The 17,584-nt window shown below is 43.8% G+C and carries 18 protein-coding genes; 4 read left to right on the plus strand and 14 right to left on the minus strand.

What is annotated here, in order from left to right:
• Positions 1–46: 46 nt before the first annotated feature.
• Positions 47–1,168 carry an alanine dehydrogenase gene (gene ald / locus ACQCT5_RS14385; RefSeq protein ID WP_499642695.1) on the minus strand — a complete coding sequence of 374 codons (1,122 nt, stop codon included), beginning with the start codon at positions 1,166–1,168 and terminating at the stop codon, positions 47–49.
• A gap of 166 nt (positions 1,169–1,334) precedes the next feature.
• Positions 1,335–2,096: an SDR family oxidoreductase gene (locus tag ACQCT5_RS14390; protein WP_499642696.1), complete on the minus strand. Its 762-nt coding sequence runs from the start codon at positions 2,094–2,096 to the stop codon at positions 1,335–1,337.
• A gap of 289 nt (positions 2,097–2,385) precedes the next feature.
• On the opposite strand from ACQCT5_RS14390, the gene ACQCT5_RS14395 reads away from it, so the two are divergent.
• Entirely contained in the window at positions 2,386–3,699 is a 1,314-nt protein-coding gene (locus ACQCT5_RS14395; RefSeq protein ID WP_499642697.1) for a purine-cytosine permease family protein, read from the plus strand.
• Between the two features lie 26 nt (positions 3,700–3,725).
• On the opposite strand, the gene ACQCT5_RS14400 is transcribed toward ACQCT5_RS14395, so the two are convergent.
• Entirely contained in the window at positions 3,726–3,893 is a 168-nt protein-coding gene (locus tag ACQCT5_RS14400; protein ID WP_417899329.1) for a hypothetical protein, read from the minus strand.
• 108 nt (positions 3,894–4,001) lie between these two features.
• On the opposite strand from ACQCT5_RS14400, the gene ACQCT5_RS14405 reads away from it, so the two are divergent.
• Both ACQCT5_RS14405 and ACQCT5_RS14410 read left to right on the plus strand, forming a co-directional pair.
• Entirely contained in the window at positions 4,002–4,439 is a 438-nt protein-coding gene (locus ACQCT5_RS14405) for a universal stress protein (RefSeq protein ID WP_499642698.1), read from the plus strand.
• An 89-nt stretch (positions 4,440–4,528) separates the two neighbouring features.
• Positions 4,529–4,843: a hypothetical protein gene (locus tag ACQCT5_RS14410; RefSeq protein WP_499642699.1), complete on the plus strand. Its 315-nt coding sequence runs from the start codon at positions 4,529–4,531 to the stop codon at positions 4,841–4,843.
• Positions 4,844–4,888: 45 nt separating this feature from the next.
• On the opposite strand, the gene ACQCT5_RS14415 is transcribed toward ACQCT5_RS14410, so the two are convergent.
• From ACQCT5_RS14415 to sppA, 8 genes are all read right to left on the minus strand, one after another.
• On the minus strand, positions 4,889–5,719 hold the full coding sequence (locus ACQCT5_RS14415) for an EcsC family protein (protein ID WP_499642700.1): 831 nt from the start codon (positions 5,717–5,719) through the stop codon (positions 4,889–4,891).
• 104 nt (positions 5,720–5,823) lie between these two features.
• The gene (locus tag ACQCT5_RS14420) at positions 5,824–7,011 is read right to left on the minus strand and encodes an acetate kinase (protein WP_386642871.1); all 1,188 of its coding nucleotides are present in this window, start codon (positions 7,009–7,011) and stop codon (positions 5,824–5,826) included.
• A 199-nt stretch (positions 7,012–7,210) separates the two neighbouring features.
• Entirely contained in the window at positions 7,211–8,206 is a 996-nt protein-coding gene (locus ACQCT5_RS14425) for a class I SAM-dependent methyltransferase (protein WP_499642701.1), read from the minus strand.
• Positions 8,207–8,364: 158 nt separating this feature from the next.
• The gene (gene tpx, locus ACQCT5_RS14430) at positions 8,365–8,865 is read right to left on the minus strand and encodes a thiol peroxidase (RefSeq protein ID WP_499642702.1); all 501 of its coding nucleotides are present in this window, start codon (positions 8,863–8,865) and stop codon (positions 8,365–8,367) included.
• A 392-nt stretch (positions 8,866–9,257) separates the two neighbouring features.
• Complete coding sequence (ytfJ, locus tag ACQCT5_RS14435) at positions 9,258–9,737, minus strand: GerW family sporulation protein (protein WP_499642703.1); 480 nt, start codon at positions 9,735–9,737, stop codon at positions 9,258–9,260.
• A gap of 21 nt (positions 9,738–9,758) precedes the next feature.
• Positions 9,759–10,466, minus strand: coding sequence for a DUF2953 domain-containing protein (locus ACQCT5_RS14440; RefSeq protein ID WP_499642704.1), 708 nt, complete (start codon positions 10,464–10,466; stop codon positions 9,759–9,761).
• A 76-nt stretch (positions 10,467–10,542) separates the two neighbouring features.
• Positions 10,543–11,124, minus strand: a complete 582-nt coding sequence (locus ACQCT5_RS14445) for an RDD family protein (protein WP_499642705.1) — start codon at positions 11,122–11,124, stop codon at positions 10,543–10,545.
• A gap of 12 nt (positions 11,125–11,136) precedes the next feature.
• Positions 11,137–12,141, minus strand: a complete 1,005-nt coding sequence (sppA, locus tag ACQCT5_RS14450; RefSeq protein WP_499642706.1) for a signal peptide peptidase SppA — start codon at positions 12,139–12,141, stop codon at positions 11,137–11,139.
• Positions 12,142–12,320: 179 nt separating this feature from the next.
• On the opposite strand from sppA, the gene ACQCT5_RS14455 reads away from it, so the two are divergent.
• On the plus strand, positions 12,321–13,121 hold the full coding sequence (locus ACQCT5_RS14455) for an NAD kinase (protein ID WP_499642707.1): 801 nt from the start codon (positions 12,321–12,323) through the stop codon (positions 13,119–13,121).
• Positions 13,122–13,172: 51 nt separating this feature from the next.
• On the opposite strand, the gene ACQCT5_RS14460 is transcribed toward ACQCT5_RS14455, so the two are convergent.
• From ACQCT5_RS14460 to ACQCT5_RS14470, 3 genes are all read right to left on the minus strand, one after another.
• Positions 13,173–14,762, minus strand: coding sequence for an amidohydrolase (locus ACQCT5_RS14460; protein ID WP_499642708.1), 1,590 nt, complete (start codon positions 14,760–14,762; stop codon positions 13,173–13,175).
• A gap of 132 nt (positions 14,763–14,894) precedes the next feature.
• A complete protein-coding gene (gene mbcS, locus ACQCT5_RS14465) occupies positions 14,895–16,481 on the minus strand; it encodes an acyl-CoA synthetase MbcS (protein ID WP_499642709.1) in 1,587 nt (528 codons plus the stop codon).
• 861 nt (positions 16,482–17,342) lie between these two features.
• Positions 17,343–17,546, minus strand: a complete 204-nt coding sequence (locus ACQCT5_RS14470; protein WP_499642710.1) for an alpha/beta-type small acid-soluble spore protein — start codon at positions 17,544–17,546, stop codon at positions 17,343–17,345.
• Positions 17,547–17,584: the final 38 nt, after the last annotated feature.

The following is a 17,584-nucleotide window of genomic DNA, read 5'->3' on the forward strand; positions in this document are numbered from 1 at the left end:
AAATAAGACCGAACAAGTGGGGCTCCACCATGTTCGGTCTTCTATATCAAGCTTTTGATAATAATGTGCTTGCGCTCTCGTAAGCCAAACCATGAGAATCTGCAACAGCGGCATAGGTTACATAGCCATTCAAGGTATTGATACCTTTTAATAGCGCCTCGTTGTCCAAGCATGCCTGCTTGTAGCCTTTGTTCGCGATTTGCACTGCATACGGCACTGTTACGTTGGTCAATGCAATAGTCGACGTACGTGGAACAGCTCCTGGCATGTTTGCTACTGCGTAATGCACAACATCATGCTTCACATAAGTAGGATCATCATGCGTTGTAATGCGATCGGTTGTCTCAAAGATTCCGCCTTGGTCGATAGCGATATCGACTACAACAGAACCGGCACCCATGGATTGTATCATTTCTTCTGATACAAGCTTTGGTGCTTTAGCTCCTGGAATAAGAACGGCACCGATAACAAGATCGGATTCCTTCACTGCTATTTCCAGGTTCAACGGGTTACTCATTAAAGTCTGAATGTCTTTTCCAAAGATGTCATCCAACTGACGCAAACGGTCCGGGTTCAAATCAAGGATTGTGACATCGGCACCAAGACCGATAGCCATTTTTGCAGCATTCGTACCGGCAACACCACCACCGATGATGGTTACTTTACCGCGGCGAACACCTGGAACACCACCAAGAAGGATTCCTTTTCCGCCTTTGATTTTCTCAAGGAACTGTGCCCCAATCTGCGTTGCCATACGTCCTGCCACTTCACTCATTGGAGTCAATAGCGGCAGGGAACCGTTTGGAAGCTGAACCGTTTCATACGCTATCCCAACCACTTTGTTGTCGATAAGCGCTTTTGTCAATTCAGGCTCTGGAGCTAGATGTAGATAAGTGAAAAGAATCAATCCTTCACGGAAATAACCGTATTCGGAAGGAAGCGGCTCCTTTACTTTCATGACCATATCCATGGACCATGCTTCTTCAGCTGTATCAACTATTTTAGCTCCAGCCTGCACGTACTGCTCGTCCATAAAACCCGAGCCCATACCTGCTTCTTTCTCTATGTATACTTCGTGTCCAAATCCAACAAGGTTCACAACACCTGCTGGAGTCATGGCTACACGGTTTTCATTATTCTTTATTTCTCTAGGCACTCCAATACGCATGGATCAAATACCTCCTTCATATAATCACAAAGACGTAATTAATATAACATTAAAAAAGAAAATGTAAAACCATTTTCTGCAACTTCATGTAAGCGCTTTAATAAACTCAGAATTATCAATATTGACAAATAATTCAGATAATCCATTAAGTGTGATTATAGGCTCTCTAGCGGTGCCGATTGATGACATCCACTCCCCCTGTAACTTCCATTACGGTTCCTGTAATCATATCGGAATTATCGTCACATAGGAAAAGAATGGCTCGTGCAATATCTTCTCCGGTTCCCGAACGTCCAACTGGGGTTTGAATATCTGCAATGCCTCGTGAATACGCGATATCCGCCTCTTTCATTTCCCCTACAATATTTCCTGGACATATCATATTAGAGGTTATTCCATTCTCCGCCTCTTCAATGGCAATGGATTTTGTCAGGGAGACCAAGCCCACCTTCGAAGCAGCAAACGCGGAACGGTAGATCCAACCTGGTGAGGACTCCGCTCCTTGAAACCCGTAAGTAACAATTCTCCCAAACTTCTGCACTCTCATGATCGGAATGGTATGGCGGAATAAATGGAAAACCGAACTCAAGTTGCCTTCTAACATCTCATACCATTCATCTTCGGTATAATCTGCGAGCTTTTTCCGTTCAAAAATATAAGGTCCTGCATTATTAATCAAGTAATCGATGCGACCGAATCTAAGGACAGCTTCTGTAACGAATCGTTCCATGTCCATTTTTTTCGTCACATCCCCTTGGAAGAAATGAAGGCGGTCTTCTCCATAATGAGCCCATTTCTTTTTTAGTTTTTCTATCGCATCCTTGTCACTGCGAAAATTGATGGAAACGGTACAGCCTTTTTCTAGAAGCATTTCAGATACTTTCTTTCCTAGCCCTTTGGAACCAGCTGTTATCAAAGCATGACGCAAAACAGGATTCCCCCTTAAACTGAAGTCTCTCTCTATTTTCATGCAGAATAAAAAAATTTACAACATTTAAGCTGTCAACATGCGATAAAATGAAACTAACATCATTTAGAGGATGTTCAAAAAGTCCGGTTAAAAAGCTATAGAATTTCTTCGTCAGCTTGCCTCTCCGCTCCGCAACATTACAAATCATACGCTGCGGTGCTCGAGTCTTCGCTTCCTCGAACTTCTTTGCTCTTTTTATTCTCCTTTTTGAACACGGACTATTAAACGGGAAGAAGGGAACACCGTCGTGGCAAATTTAGAAAACACCGTACCTCTTCGTAAAACAAGAGTTGAAAAATTCGGACTGGAAGCAGTACCACAGGAACTAAGAAAAACCAAATGGTATGAGTATATGATCATTCAAATAGCATTTTCCGTTAATGCAGGAAACTTTCTCGTCCCCGCCTTGGCGGTCATCGAGGGCGGTTTGAACTTTACAGCTGCATTTTTGTCTACGATTGCCGGGGCAGCACTTGCTTTCCTTTTTGTGTCCTTCTTATCATTGCCTGGTGCAGAACGAGGCATACCTTCACAATTTGCAATCAGATCGATTATCGGAGTAAAAGGGGCACGATTCGTCTCTTCCCCATTAAGGACAATCACATCGCTTTACTGGTTTTCGGTACAAACCATTGGAGGCGCAATGGTGGTGCAATTCCTGTTGGAACGGGTCCTTAAGGTTTCCATACCCTTTGCTGTCATTGCCATGGTCCTCGCATCCATTATGACGCTCTTGGCACTTGTCGGGTTCGAAGCGGTGAAGAAAGCAACGAAATACTTTATGCCATTATTGCTGACAGGACAGATTCTAATGTTCTTTCTATTATTAAAAGGACTGTCTAGCAAACCTATTCTGGATGCCAGTGACGGGACATGGGATCTGTCGATGATGGTTTTCTTCGCAAGCCTGGCTTTTGTGCAGTACGTTTCAGGTGTATCTGCTTCTTCGGATATGACCAGATATGCCATCACAGCTAAACAAGGTTTCTGGGGACTCTATGCCGGTAATGTTTCCGGATTTATCCTCACGGCGTTTTTCGGGGCATTTACAGCGAGTTTGAACGGCTCTTTGAATCCCTTTATTTCCACAAGTGAAATGACCGGTTCTGCCGTATCTGGCTCCATTATCCTTGGGGCAGCCATGGTGTCGATGATCTACATCAACCTAAGCAACGCCTATACGGGGGGCTTCAGCCTGCTTAATTCTGTTCCGAAACTCGGAAGAATAAAGAGTTCGCTGATCTTCGGGGTGGCAGGCATTCTTCTTTCCCTGACACCTGCACTCGTGGAACAGGCAAAAGACTACATATCACTGATAGGTGCCTTTGTTATTCCTTTATCCGCTGTGATTGTGACAGATTTTCTGTTCATCAAAAAATTAAAAATAAACGAGGAGCATACATTACCGGCCTATAATAAAGCCGCATTTTATTGTATTGCAGCAGGAATCCTACTCTATTTCCTGCTGCCTGACCCCTTCTCTCCAGGATTTCTATCATTTGTATTTACAGGCTGCTTATATGTATTGTTCAAGAAATCATCCAAAAAGGTGCCGGCATAGTTGCCGACACCTTTATTATAGAGAATTTATTGCCCCTCTTGCTTGTTCGGCTCTTCTTCAGTCGGCTGATAAGCATTCTGGCTGTACTGGTCCCCTACCACTCCACTTGAATAGGCATCCGTAATTTGATTATGCACTTGATTTACCGCTTCATCGTCATAAGAAAATATCTCTTTTGGATCTTTTTCTTTCATACTATTTCATCCACCTTTCTCATCTCTTTTTACCATGATAGCTTTCCTCGTTTATCATTCTTTTAAATGTGGTAAAAAATAGTATAAAAGAGAATGGAGCTGATCAATATGGATGGATCATATCGAAATATACTGGTTGCAATTGACGGTACGGAAGAGGGCATATCAGCATTTCATAAGGCTATTCACCTCTGTCTACAAAGTAATGCCGCACTCTTCATTACACATGTCATTGATATCAGATCCATCGCAACGACGGAGGCATATGATGTGACAATGACTGATGAGGCGGAAGGACATGCCAGAGAGCTATTGCAAGAGTATGGCGAGCAAGCAAAAGGAAAAGGAATCCATACCGTGAAAACCATCATGGAATTTGGTTCACCCAAACAGACGCTGCCAAATGAAATTGCAGAAGATCATCAAGTGGATCTCATTGTTTGTGGTTCCTCGGATATGAATCTTGCTGAAAGGCTGGTCCGTGGGAGTGTTTCTGAAAAGATTGTCCGCCATGCAAATTGCGATGTTCTAGTCGTACGGAGTTAAAAGCGGGAAACAGATATTTCCTTTTCATAGATTGTTGAACTCGCTTGTTATACAATAAAGAAAACGAGAAGAAAAAGGATGTTGTCGTCATGTTTTCTTTTAGACAAAATGAACGATTAGGAATTCCCCTGCCGGAGTTAGAGATGGATTGGAAACAATACAGCAAAGAGACCCAGCAGGAAATTCTGTTGGAATGGGAAATAATCAGAGGTAAGATCCCGGACCGAATAAAGGAATTGGAAAATGAAATCAATGAAAAGCAGGAGAGATTGAATAACGAATCAAATTTTGAACGCTCCTGCCAATTAAATTCAGATATTGCAGAACTAGCAAGTGTGATCAATGATCTGTGGCTTTGGTATCGCATGAATCAGCACGTATCACAAGATCGTCTGCACGCCTGAAAAAAGACCGGCACTCAAACCTAGTTTGAGTGCCGGTTTTTTAAGTTAGTTGTTTGCTGAAAGATGGCGCATCACATAATAATGGTGGGCAAATTGAGAGACTTCTTTTGTCCAATAATAATTGGTACCAGCAGCAGCCACCATGCCTATGAAAGGAATGCCATTCACTTTCCTCCGCCCAAGCACCACGACAAATAATAGTTTTACAAGATGAAACAAAGGCTGTTGGAGCCAAACGGTAGGATGGTCCTTTTCCGATAGCGTGTCAAAATAAAGATCCCCTTCCTCTCCTATGTCTTTTGTCAGTGACTGCCACCGCTCATATTGATATTTTTTCGGGATGGTAGCACAGTAGAACAGCTGCAGGGCTTTCACCATTTCATACGGTGTGCTGGCACGATATCCGAAGGACAAAGAAATCAGCTGGGTTGTTCGAATATTCAATGCTGCAAATGCCGGAATATCCACGGCAAGTGTAGAAAGCTTGCCCGTACCGGTCATCCCTCCCTGGACAACGGAGTACAGCTTTTGCTTGGCAATCTGCTGCTCAGCAATAAAAACTTTTTGGCTTAAAGTCAATGTCTTGATGTCTTCAATCGTTTCCACATCCTCCTTATAGCTTTGGGCCATTTTCAAGATCCGTTCTTCGGCCTGTTGCTGAAAGGAAGTTTGTTGAATAAAGCCGTGTAAGTGGAATAGCCAAGTGTCAATTTGAGAAAAGAATATATCTTTGGTATCAGCCGGCAGGTATTCAAATGCCAGATCCAACCAATAATCCACTGTGGCGCTGAACTGTGATGGTTCATATGAATAAAGGGCTTGCTCCCATTTTTCTATTCTTTGCTTCCATTGTTCTTCGGTAGATTTGACAGACACTGTCTTCCCCTCACTCTCCAACATGATTAGTACCATTATAGCATAGAAGCAGGCTGTAAAAAAAAAGCCCAAGTCGGGGGAATATCCAACTCAGGCTTTCATTTTTATAGTGCTATTTTCACAACATCTCTTGCGATCATTACTTCTTCATTTGTAGGGATTACCATTACTTTTACCGGTGAATGAGGGTAGTTGATGAATGCTTCTTTTCCACGTACCTTATTCAGCGCCGGATCCCAGTAGACGCCCATGAATTCAAGGCCCTGGAGTACACGAGCACGGATTACATCACTGTTCTCCCCGATACCGGCTGTGAAGATGATGGCGTCCACACCGAACATTCTTGCAGCATAAGAACCGATGTATTTATGGATACGGCTTGCAAACACTTCAAGAGCAAGTTCCGCACGCTCATTTCCTTCCTTGGCAGAAGACTCGATATCACGCAGGTCACTGGAGAAACCGGATACCCCTAAAATACCACTGCGTTTATTTAAAACATCCAAGACTTCGTCAGCCGTTTTTCCTGTCTTCTCCATAATGAACGGAATTAAAGCCGGATCGATATTTCCGGAACGAGTTCCCATCGCTACACCAGCCAATGGTGTGAAGCCCATGGAAGTATCGATTGATTTACCGCCCTCGATAGCTGCGATACTCGCACCATTACCTAAATGGCAGGAGATTAGACGAAGCTGTTCAACCGGTCTGCCAAGAAGCTCAGCTGCACGCTCTGATACATACTTATGGGAAGTTCCGTGGAAACCATATTTACGTACACCATAATCCTCATAGTACTCGTATGGCAAGCTGTACAAGAAAGATTTTTCAGGCATCGTCTGATGGAATGCCGTATCAAAAACAGCAACTGCCGGAACGTTTGGCAGAATTTCTTTGAAGGCTTTTATTCCAACGATGTTTGCAGGATTATGAAGAGGGGCCAATTCGGAAAGCTCTTCAAGCTGACCTAGCACTTCATCCGTAATCAGGACGGAATCATTGAATTTCTCTCCACCATGCACGACACGGTGGCCAATTCCTGTGATTTCGTCAAAGCTTTGAATGATTCCCAAATCTATCAGTTTGCTCAATAATATTTTAACCGCTACTCCATGTTCGGGAATGTCTGTGATTTCTGTTACTTTTTCTCCGTTCACGGAAATAGTGAATACTGCATCATTTAATCCGATACGTTCCACTAGCCCTTTTGTAATAACATTCTCACTTGGCATTTCGAAAAGTTGGAACTTAAGAGAAGAACTACCTGCATTTATCGCAATAACTTTTGACATGACGTTACGTACAACTCCTTTTATATTGTCACTCATCTTATATGAAAAAAAGGGTGACCATACTAATCCTAGCTTGTGCAATGCACGTTCATTATATATACCTTTTTCATTTAAACACCGTCATAATTCATTTGCAAGAGCCTTCCCTTAATGGTAACGCTTTCCTTATATATTCGTTATTTTCTGAATAGAAACACCTTTATTTGGAGGTGTTTTTCTCCGTAAACCACTGATTGATCTGCCCCATCATTCGCTCCATCGCCTGGACGTTAGAGAAGCTAGGAAGACTGGCAAGCAGCGCTTCTTTCGGCTTTTCCACTCCTATGCCTTTTTTCTGGAGGATCAGGATGCTTTTCCCGTGCTTATTGTGCTGGAACATGGATTCGGGCAGCTGCAGCATCCCTTGGATATACGCTTCTTCCTTGATAAGGGTATTCAACCTTGGTGCATCCTCGTCCTCGAACATGGAGTTGGGAATAAGGAAGAAAAGGTATCCACCTGATTTGGTATACTTCAAGCTCTGTTCAATAAATAGATAGTGCGCATAGGAATGGCCTTCCGAGGCTTTCAGCTGGAAGTTGGCAGCATTCACCGCGTTCGGATAGTATCCGACTGGCAGGTCACTTACCACGACATCCACAGGCTCCAGATATAAGTTACCCAAGCTGTCCTGGTTAAAAAGATTGATGGACTGCTCCTGCAGATTGGCATTATTATAAGCAAGCTTTACTAGGAGCTCGTCTACATCAATTCCAAAGCCTTCAAGCTTCTTCCCTTGCAGATGGTTAAGCACAGCGGTCAACAGGTTTCCTGTACCCACTGCAGGATCGAGAAGTGTCAGCTGCTGCTCTTGGGAAGTGAATTTCCCTACAAGATAGCCCATGAATATGGCTATGGCATCGGGAGTCATCTGATGATGAACCTGAGCCGCATCCTTCATGCCTTTTAGAATGGCAAGCTGGAATCCTTTGCGGATTTCTTCCTTACTTAGCGACTGCAGCTTCAATTTGTCATACTCCTTTGTAAGGCGGCGCTTCGTCACTTCCGATACTTCCTCCTGGATCACGTCCCCGTGAAACATATTCTCGGCCGTTTCCGCAAGTGCCTCCAAGTACGTGCACCCCAATTCCTCCTGCAAAATCTGCGCGGTTGTATCAAATAAACTAAATGTGTTTTCCAATTTGGTAATGGACATTCCTGACACTCCTATTCTTTTTTCCTTAATGAGTATACTTATTTTAACTAGTGCTGACCTGAAAGTGCAAGCCGCTTGGTCAGCTCCGACAAGCAAAAAAATAAAGCAGACTGCATGTTCTACAGTCTGCTCCTATCGATGCCAAATAAGACGATTAATTACTCAGCAGCTTTCAAAGCTTCGATAGCCGCATCATAATCAGGGTGATCTGTTCCTTCACCTACATATTCCACATACGTTACAGTATCATTTGAATCAACTACGAAAGTAGAACGAGCCAATAAACGAAGTTCTTGCATTAACACGCCATACGCTTCACCAAATGATGCATCGCGATGATCGGAAACAACTTGTACATTATCTAGGCCGCTGGCAGCACACCAACGCTTTTGAGCGAAAGGTAGATCCATGCTGACAGTGATCACTTTTACATTATCCAATTTAGAAGCTTCTTCATTGAAACGGCGGGTCTGTGCATCACACACACCTGTGTCAATAGAAGGTACTACACTGATTAGTCGCTTGAAACCTTTAGAATCTTCAAGAGCCACTGGGGATAGATCGTTTGCAAGTACGGAAAAATTAGGTGCCTTATCCCCAACTTTAACTTCGCTTCCAACTAAAGTCATTTTGTTCCCTTTGAATGTAACGTTTGCCATGAAATGTTCACTCCTTAAAAGTTATGTACTATGTTAATAATAGCCCTGTTGAGGGTGTTTTGCAATTAATCACCCTCCATAATCGCTTTTTAAAGTCTAACCGTTCAATTAATAAGGTTCTGGTACTGTCTAGTATTGATATAATAAGAATCTAGCTGTTGATTGGAGCAAAAGGCGGAGACTTCTCGAAAATGCGAGCATTTTTCTTCGTGCGATGTATCGCTGCCGCAGCCTTCCTTGTCCTGTGGGAGATGGCGTTTAGTGGAGACCCCACATGCGAAGCCGAGGAGGCTCCATCAACGCCCCGCGGAAAGCGCAGCCTTTTGCGGGAATCAACAGCGGTGTTTAAATGAGACATAAAAAAAGAAGTCAACTGCTAAGCAGCCAACTTCTTAAAAGTCCAAATCCTGTTTGTGATCTGAATAGGAGTTGTGATTGGAATGCTGGTTTTGGTTCTTTTTATTGCTGTTCATCATCTGCTGCACTTTTTCCACCGCTTGTGGAGCCAAATCCAGAATGCGCTCGTAGAGATGTGTGCTTTCATCAAGATGGAGCATTTTCACACCTGAAGAGCTGACAATCAAGAAGGCGATTGGGGTAATGGAAACTCCTCCACCGCTACCTCCACCAAAAGGCAGCTTAGACTGCTGTTGCTGGCCATTGCCGCCATCATGCTTTTCCTGGCCTGCAGAAGAAGTGCCTTGAAATTCACTTCCACCAGCTGCGAATCCAAATCCCACCTTCGACACGGTAAGGATGACACTTCCATCAGGTGTCTCAACCGGATCACCTATGATGGTATTGACATCAATCATATCTTTCAAGTTTTCCATTGCGGTCGTCATCAGACTTTTAATAGGATGTTCAGACATATAGATCCTCCTTCTTTACACTTACATAGATTCTTGTCTATCTTCTTCCTTAGACAACATTGATAACGGACGAGTCTTGAATTTCGGCCGTCCGCCTTTCCAATATTTAACGGTTCTTATTCCTGCTAGAATAGCATACCCGATTTGAAAACGAATCATACACTTAATCAGAGTTTGGGTGACCATCATTTGAAAGTAGGGGGTAATAGTGAGAACCGGCTGTGTCTGCAATTTGGTAAAGTGGCTCATAAAGCCGACTATCCCACCCTTTAGCGTCCAGCCCGCACCAACCACCATACCGGTATGGGCAGCATCCCCAAGTCCGATATTACTGTGCCATTCCAATTCTTTGATTTCCATTTTCGATAAAAACCTTCTAACTATTTTATGCATTCCCACCACATGTCTCACCAGTTCATAGGTATCACGAAAGCTATTGAGTATTTCCTCTGGAGAAAACTTTTTATCCTTCTCCTTCGTCTTCCCACCCTTACCCATATGAGTCTCTTCCTTCACTTCAATGGAGGCCGTTTCCTTGTCCACTTTTATTAAGGGAACATCTATCGTATACCTAATAAGCCCAAACCAGGCGCTTAGGCGAATTATCATTTCGTCATCATCCTGCTGGTGATGGTAATAAAAATGGACCGTGATTTTAGTGAAAAATATCAATAAAAATAGTAAAAGGACGATTCCAACTAAAATACCAATCCAAATCAATATACTCACGCCCTTTCCTTCAACAACCATTATCTCCTTGGACAAAAAAAATAAACCTGCAAGCTACAAGCCTGCAGGTTTATCATCAATTTTCATGAACAACACTAGTATCAGCAAAGAGGTCATGCACGCCTTGCTTCTTTTTCGTGAAAGCGGCAACCAGATAGACTACAAAGGTGATAGGCGCAAAAACGCCTGCAATGTAACGCCCGATGCCTTCACGAAACAATACTGTTTTCCAGGATAGCCTTTCCTCCGCAAGATCGACTACCCTCAGTCCAAATACCATTTTACCTAGCGTCTGTTTAAAGTATTTGGTCATAAGGATAAAGTAGGCATAAAAGACAATGGTCGTTGCAATAGTGGCCGGCGAAAACATGGAGCTCTCTCCAGTAGAAAGACCAAGCCCCCTAAATAGTGGAACAATTAAGATGGACCCGATACTCCAAATAATGATTCCATCCAAAAGAAATGCCCACAGTCTCATCCAGAATCCTGCAAACCGGTATACTGGCTTTTCCGGCGGAGACTTAAAGACGGCACTCGGATAGGAATCGTGAACCAACTCCTCCTCGACGTTCTCTACATGAACCTTTTCAACATGCTCATTCTTGTTGTCAGCATTCCTATTCATTTCAGGCTCTGTTCTATTAGATTCTTCTCTCATTCTTCCACCCTCCTAGTCCGCATACAAGTACATCAGTCTTGGGGAATTAGGCTGGTTGATGAGTTTCGCAAGCATCTGCATCTCTGAATCCGGTTTAAGGAGAGAGCTGGCATTCATACTGAACAGGGAGCCTAGCCCTACATTTTCTTCATACTGAATCACTTGGACACTTCCTAGTTTATGGTCCTTTTTGATAGCTTCCACTACATCCTCGAAATAGCCGATTTCATCAACAATATTGATGTCTTTGGCCTGCTGGCCGTCGTAGATGCGTCCATCAGCAATGTTACGTACCTCCGCCTCACTCATACCACGGCCCTCTACAATAACATTGACAAAGCGGTCGTACATATTGTCGACCATCGTTTGTAGAATTTGGCGCTCTTCATCCGTCATATCCTTTGTTGGGGACATGATATCCTTATAGGGCCCACTTTTGAAGGTCTCGAATTTCACACCATACTTTTCTGCAAGCTCCTTGTAGTTCACACCTTGCATAATGACCCCGATGGAGCCGGTAATCGTTTCATTGGTTGCAAAAATTTTATCTGCAGGAGCGGCGATGTAATAACCACCGGAAGCGGCCATCGCTCCCATGGAAACATAAATCGGCTTTTTCGTCTCTTCTTTGATTTCCATCAATTTTTTATGTATTTCCGCACTTTCCGACACCCCGCCACCAGGTGTGTTCACTCGAAGTACGATTCCCTTCACAGAATCATCTTCTTTCGCCTGATCGAGCATTCTCAAGAATTGGCGATGATTATAGCCTGCTGATTGAAAAATGGATGTCACATCTTCCCCCAGATCTTGAATGGCACCATTCACTTCCAATACAAGAAGCTTGCGGTCCGGGTTGCCCTCTTCCACCACTTCTTCAACAAACCCCGTGTCTGTTCCAAAAATATCTGACAGTGACTCACTGCTTTCCGTTGCGCTAACAGTCATATTCGTCACGATTGATACCAAAAATAGCAATGAGGCTATTCCTAATGCTGCCCACCGTTTTCCGCTCATGCTAAAACCTCCTAAAGTGTGTGTACAGTACTACTACGATAAATTCTTTCAAAAAGTTTCATGAAAATGATAAACTAGTCACAATATAGAATTGTACTAAAAACAAGACAAAAAGGATAATGATTATTGGTTATCTTTTGATTTTCTACCATTATTTATTAATCAGAGGAGGAAAAAAGATGACAGAGCGCCGTAAAATGTATTTCTTTTATAAAAAGGAGCAGGACCTTGAAACAAAGGTGAACAATTTGCAGCTTTTAGCGGAAGCCAATAACTTTGAGGTGGTAAAAGACTACCGGATAGCCAATATCATTGTTGCTGTTGGAGGGGATGGCACGATCCTGCAGTCTGTCCAAAAAACAGGATTCAAGGAGGATTGCCTTTACGCAGGTATTTCCACTGAATATTCTTCCAGCTTCTATTGCGATTTTCATATAGACGAAACCGATAAAATGGTGGAGGCTATGACAAATGAACAGATTGAAGTAAGAAAATACCCTACTATCCAAGTGACGGTGGATGATTTGTCCAAGTTTTATTGCCTGAATGAATGCTCGATTCGATCAGCCATCATCAAAACCTTTGCCATCGATGTTTACATAGACGACCTGCATTTCGAAACATTCCGTGGAGATGGCATGATCGTATCCACACCTACTGGAAGCACCGCGTACAATAAATCCGTACATGGAGCGGTTGTGGACCCGATGCTGCCATGCTTCCAGGTAAGCGAGCTTGCTTCCATCAACAATAACAGCTTTCGGACACTTGGCTCCCCATTCATTATGGCTGGCGCAAGAAAGCTGACACTAAAAGTGATCCAGGACGGAAATGACTACCCAACTATCGGTATCGACAACGAAGCCTTAAGTATCCGTCATGTCGAAAAACTAGATATACAATTGACCGACCAGAAAATCAAAACCGTAAAATTGAAGGACAATTCCTTCTGGGAAAAAGTGAAACGCACTTTCCTATAAGGATAAGCACCCCACTCCATCGACTCTGGAGTGGGGTGTTTTATTGGCATGTCATTTTTGATACATGACAGTTCCGTCCACGACCGTCATTCTTACATTAGTCTCCAGGATTTCATCAGTGGCAATCTGGAACAGATCTTTATCCAGTATCGTGAAATCCGCGTAGTACCCTCCCTTGATCAGACCCTGCTTCTCTTCCTCACCAATGGCCTGGGCACTTCCTTTTGTGAATAATTGAATGGCTTCATACATCGATAAGCGTTGCTCCGGTTGATACACCGTTTGTTCCGGGTCGGATGGAATCTGCCTTGTGACAGCGGCATGTATGCCGAGCAATGGATCTACCGGCTCGATTGGCGCATCGGATCCACCTGCACATATCAACCCTTCATCAAGCAGCGTTTTCCACGCATAGCTGTACTTCAAGCGATCCTCTCCAAGTCGTTCAATAATCCAAGGAAAATCCGTTGCGACAAACCGGGGCTGAATATCCAAGATGATCGGGAGCTTTTTAGCACGCTCAATCAATTCCTCTGTTAATATCTGTGCATGAATGAGACGGTCCCTTTCCCCTGCCGGTGCAGGATAAAGCTCGATTACATCCAAAATATATTCAAAGGCCTGATCGCCGATGGTATGAACGGCGACTGGCATCCCATAATCCCTCGCTTTTTTGACAAGCATCTCCAGCTGTTCCTTCGAATGGATCTCCACCCCCGAGGTTTCCGGTGCATCATTATAAGGCCTGCTTAAAAGTGCTGTTCTTCCACCAAGCGCACCATCTGCAAATATCTTCATCGCACCAAGCGTGACAAATCCTGTGGAATCTTTATAGCGGTGTCCGAATTCGTGCATATCATCCACAACCTCATGATGCACAAGAAGATGTGCACGGTACTTGCAATTGTCCCGTTCAATCAGATTCACAAATGCTCCGTACGTTTTGTGGAAGCTGCCGTAATAGCTTAGGTCCTCGCTGTGGCTTCCTACCAGCCCAAGAGACAGGCAATCCTGAACCGACTTCTTCAGTGCGGTATACAAGTATTCTTCTGTCGCTTTTGGAATGATCGCTTTGACCAGCTCCTGTGCCTGATCCAATAGATATCCTGTGGGCTCACCTTGCTCGTCCTTCACAATGACGCCTCCAGGAGGATTTTCGGTATCCTTTGTGATACCTGCGAGCTCTAATGCCTTGGAATTTACGAGTACCGCATGGCGGCATACTCTCGATAGGATCATCGGATGGCTGGAGGTGATCTCATCCAGTTCTTTTCGATGAAAGATTTTTCTATCGATAAAGTTGTTTTCATTCCATCCTTCTCCAAAAATCCATTCTCCAGCAGCAGTTTCAGACACTTTTTCAAACAATTCATTTTTCATTTCCTGAGCGGATTTCAAATCAGACAAATCCAAGCGCAGCAACTTTTCCCCGTGTCCGATCAGGTGCATATGACTGTCGGTAAATCCAGGGTACATCACCGCTCCTTGAAGATCCTTTTTCTCAGCAGCTTCATATTTATGGATCAGCTCTTTTGCAGCCCCAACTTCTTTAATTACTCCATTTTCTGTGTAGACCGCTTCCACCGTTTGTCCTTCTTGCACGAGGGTATAAATCTTGCCCCCAAACCATATTTCTCCCATATACATTCTTGCCCCTTTTCCTATGTAAGTTTTTAAGGTAATAGTTTCAGATTATCATTTGTAAGGGTCCTATACAAAAAAACTGCATGCAGAACAAAGGCGGGTAATGGATCCATTACCCGCCACCCTTATTTACTTTGCCTTTGAAGCCAATTCCTTTTGTCTCAATTCGATTCTTCTTATTTTACCTGAAGTCGTTTTTGGCAATTCCGCCACATACTCTATTTTTCGAGGATACTTATATGGTGCTGTAAGCTCTTTGACGTGCTCCTGCAAAAGCTTTGTCAATTTAGCCTCCTCTTTTTCTGCTCCGTCCTGCAGAACGACAAAAGCCTTGACGACACTGCCCCTGATTTCATCAGGACTAGCAACCACCGCGCATTCCCGTACAAATGGATGCTTCACGAGTGCATCCTCCACTTCAAAAGGGCCAATCGTATAGCCTGAACTGATGATGATATCGTCACTGCGCCCTTCAAACCAGAAGTAGCCCTCTTCATCCTTTTTCGCCCGATCCCCTGTAATGTAATATTCACCTCTAAATTGTCTGGACGTACGTTCCGGATCTTTATAGTAATGCTTGAACAGTGCAGGAGTCTCGATATGCACCGCGATATCCCCTACTTCACCTACCTCACATTCTTCGGCATGGTCATTGATGATGGTAACTCTGTTTCCTGGGGTCGGTTTTCCCATGGAGCCCGATTTGATTTCCATCCCCTTCAGTACACCAATCAAAAGAGTATTCTCCGTTTGTCCATAACCGTCCCTTACATCAATTTCAAAATGCCTTCTGAACGTGTCGATCACCTCTCTGTTAAGCGGTTCGCCTGCAGAAACGGCACTATGCAGATGCGGCAGCGAATACGCATCCAGATTATCCACCTTCGCCATGATCCGGTACTCCGTCGGTGTGCAACATAGTACATTCACTTCGTACTTTTCGAGAAGCTTTAAATACGTGTTCGGATCGAATTTACCATGATATACAAATCCTGTGGCACCTGAACCAAGAGTAGAGAGGAATGGACTCCAGATCCACTTTTGCCAGCCAGGGCTCGCCGTTGCCCATACCACGTCATCCTCTTCGATTCCCAGCCAATGTTTGGATGTTGTACGAAGATGCGCATAGGCCCAGCCATGTGTATGTACAACACCTTTCGGGTTCCCTGTAGTACCTGATGTATAGGAAAGGAATGCCATGTCGTCTTTGGATGTTTCAGCGAAAGGCATGGTATCGGATTGCTTCTTCATCTCGTCTTGGAGATCCTTCCAGCCTGCATCATTAAATCCGCCGACACTGAAACGGATCAAGCTTCCCACTTCCTCCAGTTTATTAGCCTGTTCCACATAAGGATGATATGTAATGATACCCTTCACATCACCATGTTCAATACGATAGGATAAGTCCTTCTCCCTTAGCATTTCAGAGCAAGGAATTACAACTAGGCCAGCTTTCAGAGCTCCAAGGTAGATTTGATAAGATTCAATCAGCCTCGGCATCATCACAAGGACCACATCCCCTTTTTGCAGTCCCTCGGCCAGTAAAGCGTTTCCAATTTTATTTGCAGCTTTCATTAATTCCTGATATGTAACCTGATCTTTTTCCCCTTGCTCGCTTTCCCAGATCAGTGCAAGTCTTTCCCCCTCTTGCGCGTACTTTTCCATTTCCTGAACAAGGTTGTACTTTTCTGGTGCCAATAATTCCTCTCTCAACATATGAAGTCATCCCCTTTGTATTAGTACTACCTCTATCTTACAAAATTTTTTAAATAATTTGAATTATTTTGTTGGAATTTTATCTATTTGTAATATGGGGATGGCTTGGTCGGGCAATTTTCTCTTTAACAAAGGCTGTTTTCGCATTTATTATTGCTACTTAGATAAATGTATCCATCTAATGTTGCCCGTTGATTTCCGCTCCGGACACTTGCTTTCCGCGGGGACGGATGGGAGCCTCCTCGGCTTCGCCTGTGGGGTCTCCCATGCCCTCTACTCTCCCGCAGGAGTCATGTGTCCTCCGCTACAATCAACTCACGTTTTAAACATTATTTGCTATGTGAAATAGCCTTAAAACGAATTAAATTCCAATTGAAAAAGAAAATAGGATGGAGATAAAATGTAATTTTTGTACCATTAGTAAGGCAAATTTATTACTATGAGTCTCACCCCTGTTGGTTGGAGTGCAAGGGGTGAGACTCCTGCGGGAGGAGCGTGTCAAGGGAGACCCCGCAGGCGCTTTAGCGCCGAGGAGGCTCCCGAGACCGCCCGCGGAAAGCGAACCCCTGGAACGGAGACCAACAGGGTGTTTAATGTTGACATCTTATCTTTAGCCGAGCCTTATTCCTAAAGCAACAATCTTTCCGGAAAGGTCCTTCACAAAAAACAGCGCCCTCCATAGAAGGCGCCATCATCAATTACTGCTCATTGGATTTTTTTGCGTGTTTTGGTTCACTTTGACGTTTACGGCCTTGTTTCTTTTGCTGCTTTTCAACCTGGTTCTGCTCCTTCATCAACAAACACCTCCGAGGGAATATAAGAAAGGTGGGGTTGCCCCCACCTCGTAGCCATTTATATTTATTATTTTTGGTAACCGCCACCAAAGCTTTGCTCAGCCATTTGAACTAAGCGCTTAGTGATTTCTCCACCAACGGAACCGTTAGCGCGAGCAGTTGCATCAGGACCAAGTTGAACACCGAATTCAGTAGCGATTTCGTATTTCATTTGGTCAAGAGCTTGTTGTACACCAGGTACAACTAGTTGGTTTGAACTGTTGTTTGCCATGTGTTTTCACCTCCTTGTGACTATAGAATGTGTAAAAA

The sequence above is a fragment of the Sutcliffiella halmapala genome (assembly GCF_050107295.1).
Lineage (GTDB): Bacteria > Bacillota > Bacilli > Bacillales > Bacillaceae_I > Sutcliffiella_A > Sutcliffiella_A halmapala_A.